The sequence below is a fragment of the Bradyrhizobium vignae genome (assembly GCF_004114425.1).
Classification (GTDB): Bacteria; Pseudomonadota; Alphaproteobacteria; order Rhizobiales; family Xanthobacteraceae; genus Bradyrhizobium; species Bradyrhizobium vignae.
In genome coordinates, this window is sequence record NZ_RDQF01000003.1 from 186,924 (window position 1) to 204,857 (window position 17,934).

Annotated in this window: 21 protein-coding genes and 1 tRNA gene; 14 read left to right on the forward strand and 8 right to left on the reverse strand. The window is 61.7% G+C overall.

All coding sequences use genetic code 11. From position 1 onward, the window contains the following. Positions 1-120 precede the first annotated feature (120 nt). Positions 121-588 (forward strand): NUDIX hydrolase, encoded by a 468-nt coding sequence (locus EAV90_RS03820; protein WP_129142644.1) that lies wholly within the window; start codon positions 121-123, stop codon positions 586-588. 40 nt (positions 589-628) lie between these two features. Here EAV90_RS03820 and EAV90_RS03825 read toward each other — a convergent pair whose 3' ends face one another. The 3 genes from EAV90_RS03825 to EAV90_RS03835 form a co-directional block, all read right to left on the reverse strand. Then, positions 629-1,165, reverse strand: coding sequence for a DUF488 domain-containing protein (locus EAV90_RS03825; RefSeq protein WP_129142645.1), 537 nt, complete (start codon positions 1,163-1,165; stop codon positions 629-631). A 29-nt stretch (positions 1,166-1,194) separates the two neighbouring features. Beyond that, the gene (locus EAV90_RS03830; RefSeq protein ID WP_122400878.1) at positions 1,195-1,422 is read right to left on the reverse strand and encodes a hypervirulence associated TUDOR domain-containing protein; all 228 of its coding nucleotides are present in this window, start codon (positions 1,420-1,422) and stop codon (positions 1,195-1,197) included. Between the two features lie 479 nt (positions 1,423-1,901). Continuing rightward, positions 1,902-2,456: a hypothetical protein gene (locus EAV90_RS03835; protein WP_129142646.1), complete on the reverse strand. Its 555-nt coding sequence runs from the start codon at positions 2,454-2,456 to the stop codon at positions 1,902-1,904. A gap of 528 nt (positions 2,457-2,984) precedes the next feature. Here EAV90_RS03835 and EAV90_RS03840 point away from each other — a divergent pair. The 8 genes from EAV90_RS03840 to EAV90_RS39265 all read left to right on the forward strand — a co-directional run bounded on the left by EAV90_RS03840 (position 2,985) and on the right by EAV90_RS39265 (position 7,920). Beyond that, positions 2,985-3,620 (forward strand): recombinase family protein, encoded by a 636-nt coding sequence (locus EAV90_RS03840; protein WP_129142647.1) that lies wholly within the window; start codon positions 2,985-2,987, stop codon positions 3,618-3,620. Between the two features lie 7 nt (positions 3,621-3,627). Next, on the forward strand, positions 3,628-4,203 hold the full coding sequence (locus EAV90_RS03845; protein ID WP_129142648.1) for a hypothetical protein: 576 nt from the start codon (positions 3,628-3,630) through the stop codon (positions 4,201-4,203). 344 nt (positions 4,204-4,547) lie between these two features. Beyond that, the gene (locus tag EAV90_RS03850) at positions 4,548-5,273 is read left to right on the forward strand and encodes a ParB N-terminal domain-containing protein (RefSeq protein ID WP_129142649.1); all 726 of its coding nucleotides are present in this window, start codon (positions 4,548-4,550) and stop codon (positions 5,271-5,273) included. Positions 5,274-5,693: 420 nt separating this feature from the next. Continuing rightward, on the forward strand, positions 5,694-6,245 hold the full coding sequence (locus EAV90_RS03855) for a hypothetical protein (RefSeq protein ID WP_129142650.1): 552 nt from the start codon (positions 5,694-5,696) through the stop codon (positions 6,243-6,245). A 58-nt stretch (positions 6,246-6,303) separates the two neighbouring features. Further along, positions 6,304-6,546 (forward strand): hypothetical protein, encoded by a 243-nt coding sequence (locus EAV90_RS03860; RefSeq protein WP_129142651.1) that lies wholly within the window; start codon positions 6,304-6,306, stop codon positions 6,544-6,546. Then, positions 6,546-6,908: a hypothetical protein gene (locus EAV90_RS03865; RefSeq protein WP_129142652.1), complete on the forward strand. Its 363-nt coding sequence runs from the start codon at positions 6,546-6,548 to the stop codon at positions 6,906-6,908. Before EAV90_RS03860 ends, EAV90_RS03865 begins: the two co-directional genes overlap by 1 nt. Positions 6,909-6,926: 18 nt before the next feature. Then, positions 6,927-7,691, forward strand: coding sequence for a hypothetical protein (locus EAV90_RS03870; RefSeq protein WP_129142653.1), 765 nt, complete (start codon positions 6,927-6,929; stop codon positions 7,689-7,691). 64 nt (positions 7,692-7,755) lie between these two features. Further along, positions 7,756-7,920, forward strand: coding sequence for a hypothetical protein (locus EAV90_RS39265; protein WP_164936763.1), 165 nt, complete (start codon positions 7,756-7,758; stop codon positions 7,918-7,920). A 107-nt stretch (positions 7,921-8,027) separates the two neighbouring features. Here EAV90_RS39265 and EAV90_RS03875 read toward each other — a convergent pair whose 3' ends face one another. The 3 genes from EAV90_RS03875 to cpdR all read right to left on the reverse strand — a co-directional run bounded on the left by EAV90_RS03875 (position 8,028) and on the right by cpdR (position 9,887). Beyond that, complete coding sequence (locus EAV90_RS03875; RefSeq protein WP_245509448.1) at positions 8,028-9,296, reverse strand: DUF6538 domain-containing protein; 1,269 nt, start codon at positions 9,294-9,296, stop codon at positions 8,028-8,030. Between the two features lie 84 nt (positions 9,297-9,380). Then, positions 9,381-9,455 (reverse strand) — tRNA-Val (locus EAV90_RS03880). A 72-nt stretch (positions 9,456-9,527) separates the two neighbouring features. Continuing rightward, complete coding sequence (gene cpdR / locus EAV90_RS03885; protein ID WP_007597092.1) at positions 9,528-9,887, reverse strand: cell cycle two-component system response regulator CpdR; 360 nt, start codon at positions 9,885-9,887, stop codon at positions 9,528-9,530. Between the two features lie 330 nt (positions 9,888-10,217). On the opposite strand from cpdR, the gene EAV90_RS03895 reads away from it, so the two are divergent. The 3 genes from EAV90_RS03895 (at position 10,218) to EAV90_RS03905 (ending at position 13,425) form a co-directional block, all read left to right on the forward strand. Next, positions 10,218-11,108, forward strand: coding sequence for an N-formylglutamate amidohydrolase (locus EAV90_RS03895; RefSeq protein WP_129142655.1), 891 nt, complete (start codon positions 10,218-10,220; stop codon positions 11,106-11,108). Between the two features lie 528 nt (positions 11,109-11,636). Further along, a complete protein-coding gene (gene hisN / locus EAV90_RS03900; RefSeq protein ID WP_122400875.1) occupies positions 11,637-12,419 on the forward strand; it encodes a histidinol-phosphatase in 783 nt (260 codons plus the stop codon). A 19-nt stretch (positions 12,420-12,438) separates the two neighbouring features. Beyond that, positions 12,439-13,425: a Bug family tripartite tricarboxylate transporter substrate binding protein gene (locus EAV90_RS03905; RefSeq protein ID WP_129142656.1), complete on the forward strand. Its 987-nt coding sequence runs from the start codon at positions 12,439-12,441 to the stop codon at positions 13,423-13,425. Between the two features lie 48 nt (positions 13,426-13,473). Here the strand turns inward: EAV90_RS03905 and EAV90_RS03910 are convergent, their stop codons facing one another. Further along, entirely contained in the window at positions 13,474-14,364 is an 891-nt protein-coding gene (locus tag EAV90_RS03910; protein ID WP_122400873.1) for a LysR substrate-binding domain-containing protein, read from the reverse strand. Between the two features lie 89 nt (positions 14,365-14,453). On the opposite strand from EAV90_RS03910, the gene EAV90_RS03915 reads away from it, so the two are divergent. Continuing rightward, positions 14,454-15,206 carry a sulfite exporter TauE/SafE family protein gene (locus EAV90_RS03915; RefSeq protein ID WP_129142657.1) on the forward strand — a complete coding sequence of 251 codons (753 nt, stop codon included), beginning with the start codon at positions 14,454-14,456 and terminating at the stop codon, positions 15,204-15,206. 6 nt (positions 15,207-15,212) lie between these two features. Here the strand turns inward: EAV90_RS03915 and EAV90_RS03920 are convergent, their stop codons facing one another. Then, complete coding sequence (locus EAV90_RS03920) at positions 15,213-15,845, reverse strand: LysE family translocator (RefSeq protein WP_129142658.1); 633 nt, start codon at positions 15,843-15,845, stop codon at positions 15,213-15,215. A gap of 216 nt (positions 15,846-16,061) precedes the next feature. Between EAV90_RS03920 and EAV90_RS03925 the strand changes: the two genes are divergently transcribed. Beyond that, on the forward strand, positions 16,062-17,858 hold the full coding sequence (locus tag EAV90_RS03925; RefSeq protein WP_162500109.1) for an adenylate/guanylate cyclase domain-containing protein: 1,797 nt from the start codon (positions 16,062-16,064) through the stop codon (positions 17,856-17,858). The last annotated feature ends 76 nt before the right edge of the window (positions 17,859-17,934 follow it).

Sequence of the window (17,934 nt, forward strand, 5' to 3'; positions counted from 1 at the left end):
TCGATCACCGATCGTCGGGTCTACGACCGAACGGCGGCAATCATGCTCAGCTCGACGGGAGCCCGACGAGGCTCGCCTGCGCGTATTGCGCAGCGGCGGTGCGCGCGATAACGCTTCCCCATGAGCACATGGCGGCCACATCCCCGCATCCGCGTCGTCGCAATCGGCCTGCACTGGCGCGACGGGCGGCTGCTGGCAGCCGAGGTGCGCGACGATGCGGGCCGGATCAAGGGCGTGCGCCCGCTCGGCGGCGAGATCGAGTTCGGCGAGAGCTGGCACGCGGCGCTCGTGCGGGAATTCAACGAAGAACTCGGCATCGACGTCACCATCGCCAGCGAGCCCTTGCTGCTGGAGAACATTTTTGTGCATGAGGGATCGACCGGCCACGAGGTGATGTTCGTCGCGGAGGTCGCGTTTCCAGAGGGCGCCTTCGCCGGCCAGGACCGCATCGACTTCCGCGAGGACAACGGAGAAGAGATCGTCGCCCGCTGGTTCGACCTTGCCGATCTCGACCTGGATGGCGGACCGAGCCTCTATCCGACGGGCCTGAAGGACGTGCTGCGCGGCAACGGGTACAAGACGAATTGAACACGATGCTGCCTCGCATGAGCGCGCTGGCGAGGATTGGCTAATTCTCAGCCGGGTAGGCCAGGCGGCCGTCAGGCACGAGCCGCGCCGCCGGATTCATTTCAGCCTGTTCGACCTGCCCGGGTCCCAGAATGTGAAACACGGTCTCGCCGGCTGCGAGCAAGTAGTCCGTGATGATCCGCCGGTGGCATCGCCACCACAATGTTTCCGCGCACATGATGGCGCAGCGCCGGGTACGCCCGAGCTCGCGCAAATGAGCGAGGCCGTCGCGAAAGGCCGCGCTCATGGCGTGGTCAGCGTAATTGTGAAAGCTGCCGTTCTGCCAGAACGCATTGGTCTCGCGCGGCACCTCGCGCGTGCGGCTGCGCAGGCCGCCGAGAGCGGCGATGTGCTCATAGCCGATCGAAACAGCCGCCAACGATTGCGGCAGCGTCTCGCGATTATACTGCGGGTTGGTCCGCGAGCGGGGCACGGTGCGAACGTCGGCGACGAAGCTGACCGAGGTGCCCTGCAACAATTCGACGAATTCCTCGATCGAGCGTCTGGCATGGCCGATGGTGAAGAAGGGATGGGCCATGGGCAGCTCGTCGACTCCCGCTGTGCCGCTCAGCTTCGCAGCAACCGCAATGCCCGGCCCTTGTGCAGGGCGACGTGGTCGGTCGTGTCGCTCTTGATCTCGTATTGCGGATCGTCCGGGCTCGCATGGTGAGTGTGGCCCTTGTAGTCGACGTCCCCAGTGTGGACGCGCAGGATATGGCCGCGTACCCGGCCGGCCTCGGAATTCCAGCTGACGTGATCGCCGCGCTTGAAGGATTTTGTGGAGGGCTTCGGCATGGCGGTACAATGCCGGGGGGCTCGGGGCGTTCCAGGAAACCAAGCTGGCGGCACCAGTCCGTCTTCGCTCTGCGAGCGACGCCGGACACGCTTACGTCGAGATTTGGGTGGCTTGCCGAGCCGAAGCTCGCGGCGGCAGCCCGCCTGTGCCCTTTGGGCTTCGGCGTGGCATCCTTCTCTCGCTTCGCGAGCGAAGGATGGTGGGCACGACAGGGATCGAAAATGATCACTGCGATACCGCGCCCTGATAACCCGTTGATCCAATGCGATGTTTATATCGCGCGAGAAGCCGCCGTCAAATCTCGTTACACACCGTGTTGCACACTTTGTTGGAAAGCTATACGTAATAGGCCGCTGCCGGAACGGGGTGGAAACCGAACCGGCAGCGGGTAGACCTGCTGCTGTAAGCCCTTGCAAGAACTGCGCAGCCACACCCTCCCTTCTGGAAGGGGAGGGTGGCCTCCCTTCTGGAAGGGGAGTTACGGATCGCCCAAGAGGGCGAGCGCATTGATCACGTTGCCAATGCGAGCGGCCTCCGTTTTCGTGAGATCGCTGGGCAGGCCCACAACCTTCACCACCACGTCGGGACGAATCGGGATCGGAAAGACAATTTCCGAAGGACTGAGAAACACGCCTGTTGTCTGTGGCGTGGACTGATCGACGCTGCCTGCAACTTCCTTGGCTTGGGAAGCTGCTGGCTTGCTTGTGCGCGTCACCGGCTTCGACGCGTTAGCGATTTTGAAGTTCAACGGATCAGCGCGGTACTTCCGAAAATCATCAATCGAGCCAGCCACGCGAGACTTATAGACACGAACACTCTCCGGCTTGAACTCAGCGCCGCGCTTGTTGAGGAAGCGCATCGAAACCTCATCAAGATTGAGGCTGGTCACATCGGTAAGCTCAGCCTCGTCCAGAACGCTGAATAGCGTCCGGATGGCAGCCTTGCGGCCATTGACCGTTCCAACGGTCATCAGTCCCTTCGAAGCGAGGAAATCGAGGAAAGCCAGAAGATCGGTCTGGGAATTGCTGTTCACGGCCTGTCACCCTTAATCGATGTCACAATAATAACTCCCATCATCCGAGTTCACAAGATGTACGTACAGACTGTAACTTGTACAGATATACTGAGTCTAACTAACTGATTATACTAATGTAATCGAGTTACAGGACATCAATCCTAACCGGAAACACTATTCACAAGACCGTGATAGTTGCCCCGCGAGATCCGTTCGATCATACGCCTTTCCGTTCTGGCCGTTCGGTTTTTTTCAGAAAAATGCGCGTTAGTGGCGGTATATTGGGGATAACAGCGCTCCCCCGGTGGGTAACATCCCTCCCTCAGATGAGCGCCCGAATCACATTGGCCGCGTTATCGCTTTCCTTCTCCCTCATATAGATTGATTCGCTGCGCCACGAACGTCGCGGAATCACCGGCCCGTCCCGGTACCATTCGGGTATCCTCTAATCGGACTACTCGACAGGCGGTCTGATAAATCGGATTGACAATTCAAAACGGACTGATACCAATCAGACCATTCAAATCGGACTGATGGGGTTCAGGGATGTTTGTTCGGGCTTACCTTCGCGCTTCCACTGATGAGCAGGACGCCAGCCGAGCCAAGGATCAACTCAAGGCGTTCGCCGCTGAGCGCGGACTGTCGATTGCTTGCTGGTATGTCGAGAACGAAAGCGGTGCCTCACTGTCGCGCCCGGAGTTGTTCCGGCTGCTGGCTGATGCCTCGCCTGGTGACGTTCTCTTGGTCGAGCAGGTTGACCGGCTCTCACGTCTCACCGCAGCGGATTGGGAACGGCTCAAGGCCGAACTGAGCGCTCGCAAGGTGCGTGTCGTTGCCTTGGACTTGCCCACGTCTTGGATGATGACCACTGGCAACGGTGATGAGTTCACCGGGCGTCTGTTCGATGCCATCAACAACATGCTCCTCGACATGCTGGCCGCTGTCGCCCGCAAGGACTACGAGGATCGCCGCCGTCGTCAGGCTCAAGGACAGGCCAAGGCCAAGGCCGAAGGCAAGTACAGGGGACGCCCTGAGGATACGGAGCGCAATGATCGTATCTTGCGTCTGCTGGCGGCGGGCCACTCATGGAATGAAATAATGGAATTGATCGGATGCAGCCGCACTACGATGGCGAGGGTGGCGAAGAGGCTGGCACAGGCTGGTATGGTCAAGGCGGGCTGAGCGGGCAATGAAACTGAAAAGACCGCCAACAGCCCTGTACATGCCGAGCCGTGACGAGCTTGCCGAGTTAGACAAGCTGGAGGATGACGACATCGAAGCGGCGCTGGAACTGAACTTCGCCGCTGACGACGTGGTGACAACGAACCACGCCATTCGGGAGAGCCGCGAGGCCGCTCTGGACGGAGAGTTATCCGAATGGGATGGCGGGCTGGAAATCATCCTTGCCGCACTGGAGGAGGCTGAACCCGGCTGGCGCTGGTCAGAGCAACGGATCGTTGGATACCACGACGAGGATTGGGATGACCCGATCTATGATTGGGAGATGCCGCCGCTGCCGGTGCCGCCCAAGCTCACACCAGAAGAGAAAGCCGCCAGAGATCGGGCCACAGAGGAGGAATTGCTTGCTTCCGAGCGGGAGCTATTCGGGCCATACCACGTGGATCGGAACTCTGATCCGAGCAGGCCGGTCAAAGGTTCGCAGTGGTTGGCCCACGGCAAGAACGAGAAGGCAAAGGCCAAGCCGAAGGGCGGTCGGAAGTCGCGGAAGAAACCCGTGTTCTGGTCTCCCAAGAAGGTCGATTGATCGTTTGGGTTGTTGCCTCTGTACGGCTCTGCGGCGGTCGCTGAGGGTCGCTCCACGACAGGGTAGCATCTCTGCCGTTTTTTAGAATGGCTCACTGGTGACTCGCTCTGCGGGCCTGAGAGCCTCCTCCCTTTCACGAACAACAAGTTGCCCCAACCGTTCAATCCGCGCCGGGAAACCGAAGGCGTGGAACCGGGGCGCTTTTCAACCTGTGAGCGTCCGTTTTGTAGGCGGTTTTGCAAACAGATAGGGAGAATACGAGAAATGGAATGACAAATTCACCAATAAACGCAAACACTTACACAGATAGGAATGAGACCAGACCGGGCCTGACCCGTGTCCAGTTGGCTGAACTGATCCAGCCACAGGCCAACCAGATCAGAGAGAAGACCACAATCCCTGCGACCGTGGCCCGTTATGCTGACGCGATGCGAGCGGCAGACTTGGCCGACGTGCCTGACACCTTCCCACCCATCATCGTTCGTATGATCCCAAGAGCCGATGGCCGGGGCGCGGTGCCGGAACTGATCGTCGGTTTCCATCGCGTTGCGGCGGCAATGCGAGCCGGGCGAACGTGGTTGATGGCAGAAGTGGTCGAGGCCACGGATGCAGAAGCCCGCTGGATTTCAGCGCAGTCCAACCTCACCCACGGCGAACCGCTGCGAGCCAAGGAACACCGGGAGGTATTCCGGGCGTATGTCCGCGCTGGCCGGTGTTGGCATCGTGACAAGCGCGGCAAGCAACGGCTGAAGTCCTCACGCGATATCGCAGCGGACCTGCATGGCCTCCGGTCTCACACCACCATTGTGAATTGGATGCGGCAAGACTTCCCCAAGCTCTGGAAACAGATGGGTGGGGAGATCGCGGCACCGGGCAAGGACAAGCTCACCGATGAGGAGCAGAGCCAGCGGCGGCGAGACGATGCCCTACAACACCTTGCACAGGTCGAGAGCATCGCGAGAACGCTAACGGACGTTTGGCATCGCGGGGAGGTTCTTGCCGGGTTGGCGAGGGCTGTGAAGGTGCTGGAGGAGGCTGGCCCTTGTCAGCGGATCGAGGACGAATTCTGACAGGAATTCTCCTTTGTTTGTAATGGGTTACGGATGTCTCTGTAAAATCTTTACACCCTAGCTTTACACACGCTCTTTTCGAGGGAAATTCACTAATGATTGCAATAACTTACAAGAGCAGGAATGCACACTCTGCAAAAACGAGATCGGCGGCTCTCACCGTCCGGTCATGTCCGCGCGGTCGAACGGCTGCGACAGGATAAAGCCCGGCTCGACCACAACCGTGCCTGCACCGTCCCCGGTTGCTCGACACTGGTCAGCCCTGAGAACCTTGGCTCTCTCTGTACGAAACATCGCTGGCGACAGAAAGAAGCTGGTCACGCGTGGCACCCGATCCCGCGTGGGAAGCAGCGGAAGGCAGCACGGCGAGCCGTCGCTCGCTATCTAGACGTAGCAAGTCAGAGCAATGACGCTGGCCGGTTGCTGACGCTCCTACAGGCAGCGATCAACAGAAAGCTGCGCGAGCCGATCAGCAACGCCCTCAAGCCTGCTCAGATCAGGCGAGAGGCCCACTCCCTCACCACCAAAGGCAAGAGCCAGATCGTATGGGCTTGGCTCAACAAGAGGCTCGACTTCGAGCGGCTGGCCTACCGGCTACTGATCGAAGCCATGACGCTCGAACTATGGGCGCGTTGTTTCTACGAGGGCCAGAAGGCCAACCTGCCCCGACTACTGCACACCACCGTTGGCCGCACGGCAGTGTGGTGTTCGCACATTCAGGAAACCAAGATCAGGACCACCACTCAATGGCTGGCCCGATCTTGCTACCCGGCCAGCGAGGGACCGTTGCAAAAGGTCTCCGCTGAAATCTCCGTCACTGATCGCTGGAGGCCAACGCCCTACGTGCGTGTGGCTGTGGGCAAGCGTGTCTTCCTCGCCCTGAGGGAGGCGCTGCCCGGCAACTGGATCACAGACGACATCATTGCAGACACCCTGCGAGACTATCAATCAATGGAAGAACAACCGAAATGAACGACAACAACGACACCAGCGCCAACGGTGCCAGCCTTTGCCCTAAGGTGGCAGCGTAATGGCCCGCCCCTCGAAAGCAGCCGCTGGCGTTCCTACGATCCAACGCCCTGCCAAGTTGGAAACCTTTAACGACCCTAACATCCTCACTGGCAAGGCCAAGGCAGAGGCGCAGAAGTTCAGGGACACCCTGCACCGCAGCCGCAAGGCGGGCGGACATGACGATGATGCGCTGAACGGTGACAGAATCGTCCATGGCTTCAAGCCGCGCCAGCAGGGTCTGATCAATCAGGACGGCGACTGATGGCAGCGGCACCCAAGACCAAGAAACAGCCGCAACAGCCTGATCAGAGCGCCCCCATCACCCCCATCGGCAAAAGCGACATCAAGCGCTCTGCGTTGGAGGCGTGGCGCAAGCTCGACACCGTGATCCAGAACGAATTGGCCCTGATCATGAAGGGTGACAGGGAGATCACGGCATCAACGGCGGCGGCGGTGATCAAGTTCATCGAGGCGTCGGCCAGCTTGGCGAGCGCTTCTGACGACCTGTCACCGAAGGATCAGGAAGACCGGAACCGGGCCTTTATGGAGAGGATTGGCAACCGGCCTCCACCCACCTTCGATGATGATGACGACGAAGATCAATGGGCAACCAACAAACAGTAACGAGAGAGAACAACAATCATGAGCCTATATAGCTGTACTATTTCAACCACCCCGGCCAATGCCAACGGGGAGACCACAACCTCAATCAGTTCGGAGCGTATCAATGACCACGCTGGCTCCGTCATTTCCTCAGAGGACTTCGCCAGCACCGGGCCAACGGTGCTTGACGGGCAGACCGGCGCAAGGCGCTCTGTCCTGTCGGAGGCCGATCTTCAACCGACCGACATCATCGAAGTGGCTGGCATTCCGATGACCGTGGTGCAAGCCAGGGCGGCGGGCGTCAAGGTCAGCGTGGACAGCGCGGCCAGCGAGGCCGTGACGCCAAAGGCTCCCGGCGCTGAGAGCGAGGCTGCTGAGACCGTCGATGACCGGAAGGTCGATGACGGTAGAGGCACTGACGCGGAGATCGTGGCGATGGACAACGTGGTCGCGGCGGTCGCGATGCACACTGGACTTGATCAGGAAGCCGCCATTGAACTCGGGAGGGACATCCTGACGGGCGAGCTTGCGCAGGATGACGTGATCTGGACCGGCTTGCAGCATCGAGGCATCAGCAAAGACGCCGCCGTTGGCTCGGTGCAGCAAGTCGTTTCTGTCGGACAGGCAGCGGCCATCCGTGAGCTTGGACAGGCTGACTACGATGAACTGTCCCGCCTTGCCGACAACAGCGCGGCCATCAAGAGTGTCGTGATTGATCACGGCATTAAGCGCATGACCGGCAAGACCAAGAACGTGACCTGGAAGCATGTGCTGGCGCTGGCCCGGCAGTATGCGCGGGCCTGATGACCCGGCCATGGTGGAACCGCGTTAATGCTGGATCGTTACCTTCCGTTCTGGAAGACCAACGATGTGCGAACGATGCGCGAAGCTGGACGAGAAGATCGAGCACTGCCGGGCTATCGCAAGCAGGATAACAGATCAGTTCACCGGAGTAGCGCTGGAGAACCTTGTCCTGCAATACGAAGCTGAAAAGCTGGCGCTGCATCCAAAGCCAGACACCAGCGGCGAATGACACCACCATCGTGAACAGACTGGACGAGGAATGATCTGAGATGGTGCGGGCCTCAGGCTGGCGGTTGCTGGCCTGAGGCTGGCGGTTGCTGGCCTGAGGCAGGCGCTCTAAGCCGCCTTGGCTTCCGGGGTGGCTGCTGCGGCATCCGAAACCTCGTAGCTCACACGCTCGATCAAAGGCCGGTCCAACTCAGCCCCGACCTTTTGACTGTAGCCGCGTGTAACGTTTCCCTTTGTACTGTGACCGAGAATACGCTTGATGGCACTCTCCTCCGCACCGAGCGCGGTCAGTTTGGACGCGAATGTGTGACGGAGAGCGTGGAAGTCGCGCTTCGTCGGAACACCGTCAATCTCCACAATGCGCGGGAGGTTCAACTTCTCTACCAGCGACCTGAACGCTGTGGACAGCTTGTGAACGGTGAGCTTGTCGTTTGCCGATGCGAGACGGATAGCCGCTTCCTTCGCCTTCGGATGACAGGCAATGCGGCGGATGGCATTTGTAGTTTTGGCATTTTGCAGCGGAACTACAAGCTGGTTCTCACCTGCGTCGTAAATGAGGCCACGGATTTCTTGAGCGCGGAGGCCTGAGTAAGCTGCCACGATGATGCAATCCCGTAGCCATTGGGGAGCGGTGTTAGCCACAGTGAGGCGGACCAACTCCTTTGGGGTCCATATACCCTTTTCAAGAAGAGGCTTGTGCGCGTCGATACGGAGGCTCCTTATCGCCTCGCGAACGTGATTGTGGCCGTGATAGTGCAACAGATTACGCGTGGCAGTGAGTAGGTTGCGAACAGATTTGGCGGTGTGATCCCGCTGGTATTCACGGACCAAAGAGATAATGGATACCTCGTTGATTTCCTCCAATGTAGGAAACTTATTGATGACGAGCTTGAGTAACCCAGCGTACAGCTTGCGGGTTGTGGGCTTGAGCTTGGCACCGGCGAGGAATTCTTCGACAGCCAACTCGGTGGGAAATCTCTTGCCGCTGGCAATACCGTTGAACTCTGCCGCCTTCTCGCTCGACGCGAGACCATGAAGCTGTTCGGGAACATCCGAGTTATAGATATCGTTCGTGCACTCCTCCACGATCTCTAAGACCGCTTGTCGTTCAGAACCGAGCAAGTCCTTTCTCAACTGCAAGGCTGCGTGAAGCTCGCGGGGATTTAGGTGCTTGCCGCGAGGCAGGGCACGATAGGCATTCCACTCGGCCTCCAATTCTTTGAGGCGAGCGTCACGGATGCGGCGGGCGGCAATCAAGTCCGTTGTCTTGAGGCTTTCGCGGATCGTGTCCTCACCTTGGTGAAGCTCACGAACATCAGCAGGGATTCGCTTGATCAGGTACCAAGTTCGTCCACGTTTGCTCAGGTATCTATTCACAGTGCGCAACCGAATTGTCTCCCACTTTGTAGCACAGCCACAAGGCCTAAACTACTGAGTTATAAGGAGATCAATGGGTTAGGGTGGTGGGCACGACAGGGATCGAACCTGTGACCCCTACCATGTCAAGGTAGTGCTCTCCCGCTGAGCTACGTGCCCTAGAGGTCATTTCATCGGTGGGGTCCCTATAACGGCTCAGGGGACCCGGCGCAAGGACGGAAGGGGGCCGATTTAGGCCGCCAGCATCTTGTTCACTTCACTGACCAATTCGCGCAGGTGCACGGGCTTGGACAGCACCTTGGCGTTCTTGGGGGCGTCCGAATCCGAGTTCAGGGCGACCGCCGCGAAGCCGGTGATGAACATGATCTTGATGTCGGGGTCGAGTTCCGAGGCGCGGCGGGCGAGCTCGATCCCGTCCATCTCCGGCATCACGATGTCGGTGAGCAGCATCTCGAACGGCTCTTCCCGCAACCGCTGATAGGCGGCCATGCCGTTGTCGTGGGACGAGACCTGAAAACCGGCGTTTTCCAGCGCCTTGACCAGGAAACGGCGCATGTCGTTGTCGTCTTCGGCGAGCAGGATCTTTGGCATGGCAGGAAACGTCGAATCCCCAGAGGATATCAGCAGAGGTCACTAAGCCCGACAGAGGGTAAATTTGGGGTGAAAATCTTTACCTTGGGCCGGCTGCGCTGCCGGCTCTTTGTGAACCGGAATGGGCTCCGAATCAATCGAGCCGAATCGACTGATCCCCGCCGCGATAGCTGCACGGTTAAGACGTGTTCCAGCGCTCTTCGCATCTTTTCGCTTGGCAGAATGGTTGCGATTCCGGACAATGACGACACATAAGAGCCGCTCGACCGGCCGAATCGATGCGATCTGGTCCCTGCCAGATCCCGGCGCGAAGGGACGAAGCCTGAGAAGATGACCCGGTTTGACGGCGACATGTGGCCAGCCTTCGAGATCTTCGAGCCCGCCGAATGGCGCGCGCCTATCATCTTCAACTCGCCCCATTCCGGCTCGACCTATCCGGACGAATTCCTGGCGGCGTCACGGATCGACCTGCCGACGCTGCGGCGCTCGGAAGACTCGTTCATGGACGAGCTGATCGGCCATTTGAGCGAGCGCGGCTTTCCGACGGTGCGGGTCAACTTTCCGCGCTCCTATGTCGACGTCAACCGCGAGCCCTATGAGCTCGATCCCCGCATGTTCGCCGGACGGCTGCCGAGCTTCGCCAACACCCGGTCGATGCGGGTCGCGGGCGGCCTCGGCACCATTCCGCGCGTGGTCGGCGATGGCCAGGAGATCTATCGCGACCGCATCCTGGTCGACGACGCGCTGGGGCGGATCGAGATGCTCTACAAGCCCTATCATCGTGCGCTGCGCCGGCTCATCAACAAGGTGCACCAGATGTTCGGCACCGTGGTGCTGGTCGACTGCCACTCGATGCCTTCGGTCGGCGTCAGCAGGGACGAGCCGCGCCGGCCCGACATCGTGATCGGCGATCGCTACGGCACGAGCTGTACGCCGCTGCTTCCCGATCGCGTCGAGGAGACCTTGTCAGGGCTCGGCTATTCGATCGGCCGCAACAAGCCCTATGCCGGCGGTTTCATCACCGAACATTACGGCAATCCCGCAAGCGGCCTGCACGCCGTACAGCTCGAGCTCAATCGCGCGATCTACATGGACGAGCGGCGGCGCGAGCGGAGCGCGCGCTTTGCACAAGTGGCCTCCGACTTCGGCGTTCTCGCCGACGTACTGGCAACCACGATTCCGTTCGCCGATCTCGGCCCGTTCCAGGCCGCGGCGGAATAGGACCCGGCTCTTCTCCGTCCAATGATGTTGTCTGCGAGTGGCGCGATGGCGTCTTCGCTTTGCAAGCTTGCGCGCCTTGAAATGAAAGCAGAGGCGCCAAGAAAAAAGGGCCGCTTCTGATGAAGAAGCGGCCCAAGTCTAGGGAGGAAACGCCCAAGGAGGGCAGCGGTAACGCCAAGCGCTACCGCACCGCAACAATATGCGACCGCGCCGCACAAAGTGCAAGGGCTTTTGAGCGGTTTCCCATGCAATTCTCACATGGCTCAGTTGCTTCCAGAGAAACCCAGATTCAGTTTCTTTGATAAGGAAATTCAATGGGTTGATAGTCATTTGCATACAAACAAGGCAAGTGCGGAACTAAGTTTTCAACTCTGTGATCGATATTTGGCCAGGAGATGACTGGGATGAGGCAGCGTGCTCGGCATCCAAAATACCAGGGAGCAAAATCAAGACAGCGCTGCACGCGGCAGGCGAATTGAGCTAGGCAGGAGGCGCGTTCATCCAACCTTCGCTTCGAGGATTCGGCCTGTGACGGTGATCGACTTCTCCGCCTTCATCGGACGGCTCGCCACCGTCTCCGGCGAAACCATCCTGCCGTTCTTCCGCACCTCGCTGTCGATCGACGACAAGAGCAAGACCAAGGATTTCGACCCGGTGACGGAGGCCGACCGCGCCGCCGAGGCCGTGATGCGGCGGCTGATCAAGGCCAACTTTCCCCAGCACGGCATCGTCGGCGAGGAATTCGGCAACGAGCGCGAGGACGCCGACTACGTCTGGGTGCTCGACCCCATCGACGGCACCAAATCCTTCATCGGCGGTTTTCCGATCTGGGGCACGCTGATCGCGCTCTTGCACAAGGGCACGCCGGTATTCGGCATGATGCACCAGCCCTTCATCGGCGAGCGCTTTTCCGGCGACAATGGCTCGGCCCATTACAAAGGGCCCTCCGGCGAGCGCCGGCTCCAGGTCCGCCGCTGCGCTTCGCTGTCGGAAGCCACGACCTACACCACCAGCCCGCTGCTCATGAACGAGAGCGACCGCGCCATCTTCGGCCGCATCGAGCGCGGCGCGCGGCTGTCGCGCTATGGCGGCGATTGCTACTCCTATTGCATGCTCGCGGCCGGGCACGTCGACCTCGTGGTCGAGACCGAGCTGAAGTCCTATGACATCGCAGCGCTGATTCCGATCGTGACCGGCGCCGGCGGCGTCGTCACCACCTGGGAAGGCAAGCCGGCCCAGGCCGGCGGCCGCATCATCGCGGCCGGCGACGCGCGGGTTCACGAAGAAGCCTTGAGGCTTTTGAACCAATAACAAGCGCGCGGAGGCTTGCATGACCGTCTCACGCAGGCTGCTCGTTGAATGGCTCTTATTGTTCTTGGGATTGTTCCTGCTGCCGCCGTCATTGGCATCGGCACAGAATTTTCCGGCCAAGCCGATCAAGCTGATCGTGCCCTTCCCGGCCGGCGGCCCCAACGACATCATCGCCCGGGTGATCGGGCGGCGCATGTCGGAACTCTCAGGACAGCCGGTGCTGATCGACAATCGCGGCGGCCAGGGCGGCGTGCTCGGCACCGATGCGGTTTCGAAGGCCCCGCCTGACGGCTACACCATCGCGATCTCCTCAGCCGGCGCGCTCGCAATCAGCCCGAGCATCGAGAAGGTCGCCTATGACACGCAGGCGGATCTCACACCGGTGACGCTGGTTGCGACCGTGCCGGAAATGCTTGTGGTGGCCACCAACGTGCCCGCAAAGGACATCGGCGAATTGATCGCGCTCGCCAAGGCGCAGCCGGGCAAGCTCAACTTCGCCTCCTCCGGCCCCGGCAGCCTGCCGCACCTCGCCGGCGAATTGTTCAAGCTGACGGCAAAGATCGACGTCGTGCACGTGCCCTATCGCGGCGCCGCTCCGGCCGTGAACGATCTCCTGGGCCAGCAGGTGCAGATGACCTTCCTCGACCTGCCGGTGCTGCTGCCACAGGTCAAGGCCGGCGCGCTGAAGCCGATCGCGGTCGGCTCCGCCGAACGCGCACCGACCGCGCCTGACGTACCGACTCTTTCGGAAGCCGGTTTGCCCGATCTGCGCGTCGAGAACTGGTATGGCATGGTGGCGCCCAAGGGCACGCCGAGGGAGATCGTCGCGGCGCTGCATGCTCTCGCGACCAAGGCCATGGCGGATCCCGCGGTGAAGGAGAAGCTTGCCGCACAGGGCGCGACGCTGATCGGCGACGAGCCGGAGCATTTTCGCGGCTTCATCGCCGACGAGACCAGCAAGTGGGCGAAAGTGATCAAGGACGCGGGCGTGGAGACGGCGAAGTAGTCGTGCTTACCCTCCCCTGGAGGGGCCTGGAGGGGGTAAGCGAAGAGCTCACATCGCCTCCGCCCGCAAATGCTCCACCAGCATCTTGGCCGGCCTTGCCAGCGCCTTGAAGTTTCGCGCGCAGATCACGAGGCGACGGTTGGCCCAATTGTCACGCAGGCGGACCATGGCGAGCGGCATGGTCTTGGCGCAGCGGCGTGCGGCAGCTTCAGGCACGAGGGCTACGCCGACATCGGCGGCGACCATCTGGCAGATCGCGTCGAAATCGCGCAGGCGCGCGCGGAAATGCGGGCGCATGCCGAGCCGCGCGGCGTGCTTCGAAATGTGCATCTGCAGCGCGGTGGCGCTGGTGAGCCCGACGAACTCGCAAGCCCCCGCCTCCTGGAAATCGATCTGGCGGCGGCCGGCGAACGGGCCACGGCGCGAGGTCACCAGCGTCAGGCGATCCTCGCTGAAGGGGAAGCGTTCGATATGCTCCGGCAGCGCGTGCTCGGCGGCAAAGCCGAGATCGGCGGCACCGGCGGTGATCGCCGCCGCGATATCGGTGCTCTCGCGCTCCTCGATGTCGATGGCGACATCGCGATGCTCTCGCAGGAAACCGGCGAGCGCCTTCGGCAGATGCTCCGACAGGCCCGACGTGTTGGCGAGGAAATGCACGCTGGCGCGCACGCCGCTCGCATAGCTGGCGAGATCGCCGCGCATGGCGTCGATCTGGTGGATGACCAGCCGCGCATGATCGAGCAGGCTCTCACCGGCCGCGGTCAACTCCACGCCGCGGCGCCCGCGCTTGAGCAGCGCGACGCCGAGCGCGTCCTCGAGCCCCTTGATGCGCGCGCTGGCCGAGGCCAGCGCCAGGTGCGAGCGCTCCGCGCCGCGGGTGATGCTGCGCTGGTCGGCGACCGCGATGAAGAGCTGGAGGTCGACGAGGTCGAAGCGCATGGCGGTTCTCCAAAGCCTTCGTCTAAGACGAAGGCTCTCTCCGTAACCTCCAGATTGTGCCTGATCGCGGCTTCGGTCAATGTGCAGATATGACCGACCCGCTGCTCATCCTCATCGCCGCCGTCTTCCTGCTCGCCGGATTCGTCAAGGGCGTGGTCGGACTCGGCCTGCCGACGGTGTCCATGGGCCTGCTCGCCGTGAGCATGGCCCCGAGCCGCGCCATCGCCATCGTGATCGTGCCGGCCATCATCACCAACATCTGGCAGACCTTCGTCGGCCCGTATTTGCGCGACATCCTGCGGCGGCTGTGGCCGCTGATGATCGGCACCGTGGTCGGCTGCTGGCTCAATGCCGGCGCGCTGACCGGCCCCCATGCGCGCTACGGCACGATCGTGCTCGGCATCCTGCTCGTTGTTTACGCCATCATCGGGCTGAGCAAATTCCACTTCCGCGTCGCGCCGCAGAACGAGAAATGGGTGGGCGGCGTAGTCGGCCTCGTCACCGGGGTGATCTCGGCCTCGACCGGCGTGCAGGTCATCCCCTCGATGCCATTCATGCAGGCGATCGGCATGGAGAAGGACGAATTGGTGCAGGCACTAGGCGTGTTCTTCACCACCGCGACGCTCGCGCTCGCGTTCAACCTGACCGCCGGCGGATTGCTGACCCCCGCCAATGCCGTGCCTGGAGCCATCGCCATGGCGATGGCCTTCGCCGGCATGTATATCGGCCAGTCAGTGCGTGCACGGATGCCGGCCGAAGCGTTTCGGCGCTGGTTCCTGATCGCGATGATCCTGCTCGGCCTGTATCTCGCCGGCAGCGCGCTGGCGAGGGAGTTCGCTTGAAGGAAGTTACCGCGTCTCCAGCATGGCAACGCGGATGCCGAGATAGATGAAGAGACCGCCGAGCGCGCGGTTGATCCAGGCGATCGCGCCCTCGGACTGACGCAGCCGGTTGGCGGCCTTGGCCGCGAACGCGGCGAGCACGAGGCACCACAACGTGCCCGTAAAGATGAAGATCAGGCCGAGCGTCAGGAAGGCGAGCGGCTTGTGTGGCGCATCGGCTGCGACGAATTGCGGCAGGAAGGCCAGGAAGAACAGCGCGACCTTGGGGTTGAGCGCGTTGGTGAAGACGCCCTGGAGGAAGACCCGCCGCAATGAACTCCGCACCGGCTCGTCGACGCTTGGGGCCAGTATCGGGCGCGACCACAGCATCTGAAGCCCGGTCACGACGAGATAGGCCGCGCCGACCAGCTTCAGGATCGAGAACGCGGTGGACGATGCCATCAGCAGGGCCGAAAGCCCGATCGCCGCGCCCGCGACATGGACAAAGCAGCCGCAACTGATGCCGAAGGCGGCAGCGGCGCCGCCCCGCCAGCCCATCTGCATGCTGCGGCCGATCACATAGACCGAATCCGGCCCCGGCGTGATGTTGAGCAGCACGCCAGACAGTACGAAAAGCCCGATTTCGTGAATACCCAGCATGCAAGCTGCCTCCCGCCGCCCCGTCCAGGTTCCGCTTAGTCGGTTCTCCCGTCCCCGTCCATCGCCGGGATTGCCTAGGATTTACCTCGAATTTGCAATGCGGATCATACTTCCGCTCGGCCACATCTGCTTTATAAGGGCAGGGTTCTTGAAATGCGGGATTCGAGGCGACTGCCACGTCGTGGCCGGTCCCCTATCCCCTGGAGCTTTGCGGATATGGAAAGACGTCTGGCTGCCATCGTCTGCGCCGATGTCGCCGGCTATTCGCGCATGATGGGCAGCGACGAGGCCGGCACCCATGCCGCCTTCAAGGCCCATCGCGCCGCGATTCACCCCATCATCCTCAATCACGGCGGCCGCGTCGTGAAGAACACCGGCGATGGCTTCCTGCTGGAGTTCGCCTCCATCGTCGGCGCGACTGAAGCTGCGATCGCGATGCAGACGCTGATGGCGGAGCGCAACCACCATCTCCCTGCCGACCGCGCCATGCAATTCCGGCTCGGCATCCATATGGGCGACGTCATCGCCGACGAGGACGAGGTCTTCGGCGACGATGTCAATATTGCCGTCCGCCTCGAATCCGTGGCGAGCCCCGGCGGCTTCGCGATCTCGGCCAAGGCCTATCGGGAGGCGAGCAAGCATCTCGCCGTGCCGTTGACTGACGCCGGCGACCACCGCTTCAAGAACATCAAGGATGCGGTCGGGGTCTTTACCTGGATGCCCGAGGGCGCGCCGGCGCTCGCGCCCGAGCTGCGGGAAGCATCCGCCCTTTCGCAGCAGTACCGCACCGCGATCGTCGGCGTGCTTCCCTTCACCAATCTCAGCGACGCTCAGGATGAATATTTCTCCGACGGTCTCACCGAGGATCTGATCCACGCGCTGTCGCTGCAATCCTTCTATCGCGTGCTGAGCCGCAACTCGACCTTCGCCTTCAAGGGCAAGAATGTGAGCACGCGCCTGATCGCGCGCGAGATCGACGCCTCCTATCTGATCCAGGGCTCGGTGCGGCGCGCCGGCGCCAAGATCCGCGTCACCGCCGAGCTGATCGCACCGGAAACCGGCGAGCAGCTCTGGACCGGCCGCTACGACCGCGACATCGGCGACCTCTTCGCGATGCAGGACGAGATCACGACCAACCTGTCCGCCGCCATCGCCACCGAGATCGTTCGTGCCGAAGCCTCGGCGCCTGCGCGGCTCTCGACCGACGTGAGCGCCTGGGATCGCTTCCTCAAGGGACTGTCCCATTACTACCGGCAGACCAAGGAAGATCTCGCCGCCGCCATCGACCTGTTCCGGGAGGCCATCCGGCTCGATCCCAAGCTGTCGATCGCGCATGCCTATCTCGCCACGATCCAGATCCAGAGCATCCAGTTCGGCTGGGTCAAGGGCACGCGGGAGATGTGGGCCGAGGCGATGCATCTCGCCGAAACCAGCGTCCGGCTCGACCCGCGGTCCTCGTTCGCGTTCTCGATCCTGTCCTGGGCCCACGGCATGGAAGGCCATTATGAGGCCGCGATGGACGCCGCCAAGCGCGCGGTCGCCCTCAACCCCTACGACAACGGCGCGCGCGGGGTGCTCGGCATCTGCCATTTCATCATCGGCGAGCACCGCGAAGCGATCGAGCTGTTCTCGATGGCCTCGCAGCGCGACAACAGCGATCCGCGCTACCAATGGGCCGCGCTGAACGCCTTCAGTCATTACCTTCTGCGCCAATATGATGCGACGCTGTCATGGGCCCGCGAGCAGCTCTACATCAACCCGAACCACATGCAGGCGCTGGCGATCCGCGCCGCGGCGCTGGCGCAACTGGGCCGGAGCAGCGAGGCGGCCGAGGCTACCTCCGTGCTCATGGGCAACTACCCAACCCTGAACGTCGATCGTCACCTGCGCAATTTCCACTGGAAGCGGCCCGAGGACATCGCCCATTACCGCGAGGGGCTGCTGAAGGCGGGCGTGCCGCTCGGCAAGCTGACCCTGGTCCAGGGCCAGCTCAAACGCGCCGCCGAATCCTGACGGGCGGGTCGCGATCCCGCACTTCGCGGCAAGCTGCGCGCGCCCGCGGTGTTGACACGACAGTGAAATCAGCCAC

Bases quoted from the DNA above. Each gene is read 5' to 3' on its own strand.
- EAV90_RS03820 (WP_129142644.1), top strand. From the start codon at position 121: ATGAGCACATGGCGGCCACATCCCCGCATCCGCGTCGTCGCAATCGGC.
- EAV90_RS03825 (WP_129142645.1), bottom strand. From the start codon at position 1,165: ATGGCCCATCCCTTCTTCACCATCGGCCATGCCAGACGCTCGATCGAG.
- EAV90_RS03830 (WP_122400878.1), bottom strand. From the start codon at position 1,422: ATGCCGAAGCCCTCCACAAAATCCTTCAAGCGCGGCGATCACGTCAGC.
- EAV90_RS03840 (WP_129142647.1), top strand. From the start codon at position 2,985: ATGTTTGTTCGGGCTTACCTTCGCGCTTCCACTGATGAGCAGGACGCC.
- EAV90_RS03845 (WP_129142648.1), top strand. From the start codon at position 3,628: ATGAAACTGAAAAGACCGCCAACAGCCCTGTACATGCCGAGCCGTGAC.
- EAV90_RS03860 (WP_129142651.1), top strand. From the start codon at position 6,304: ATGGCCCGCCCCTCGAAAGCAGCCGCTGGCGTTCCTACGATCCAACGC.
- EAV90_RS03865 (WP_129142652.1), top strand. From the start codon at position 6,546: ATGGCAGCGGCACCCAAGACCAAGAAACAGCCGCAACAGCCTGATCAG.
- EAV90_RS03870 (WP_129142653.1), top strand. From the start codon at position 6,927: ATGAGCCTATATAGCTGTACTATTTCAACCACCCCGGCCAATGCCAAC.
- EAV90_RS39265 (WP_164936763.1), top strand. From the start codon at position 7,756: ATGTGCGAACGATGCGCGAAGCTGGACGAGAAGATCGAGCACTGCCGG.
- cpdR (WP_007597092.1), bottom strand. From the start codon at position 9,887: ATGCCAAAGATCCTGCTCGCCGAAGACGACAACGACATGCGCCGTTTC.
- EAV90_RS03895 (WP_129142655.1), top strand. From the start codon at position 10,218: ATGACCCGGTTTGACGGCGACATGTGGCCAGCCTTCGAGATCTTCGAG.
- EAV90_RS03905 (WP_129142656.1), top strand. From the start codon at position 12,439: ATGACCGTCTCACGCAGGCTGCTCGTTGAATGGCTCTTATTGTTCTTG.
- EAV90_RS03910 (WP_122400873.1), bottom strand. From the start codon at position 14,364: ATGCGCTTCGACCTCGTCGACCTCCAGCTCTTCATCGCGGTCGCCGAC.
- EAV90_RS03915 (WP_129142657.1), top strand. From the start codon at position 14,454: ATGACCGACCCGCTGCTCATCCTCATCGCCGCCGTCTTCCTGCTCGCC.
- EAV90_RS03920 (WP_129142658.1), bottom strand. From the start codon at position 15,845: ATGCTGGGTATTCACGAAATCGGGCTTTTCGTACTGTCTGGCGTGCTG.
- EAV90_RS03925 (WP_162500109.1), top strand. From the start codon at position 16,062: ATGGAAAGACGTCTGGCTGCCATCGTCTGCGCCGATGTCGCCGGCTAT.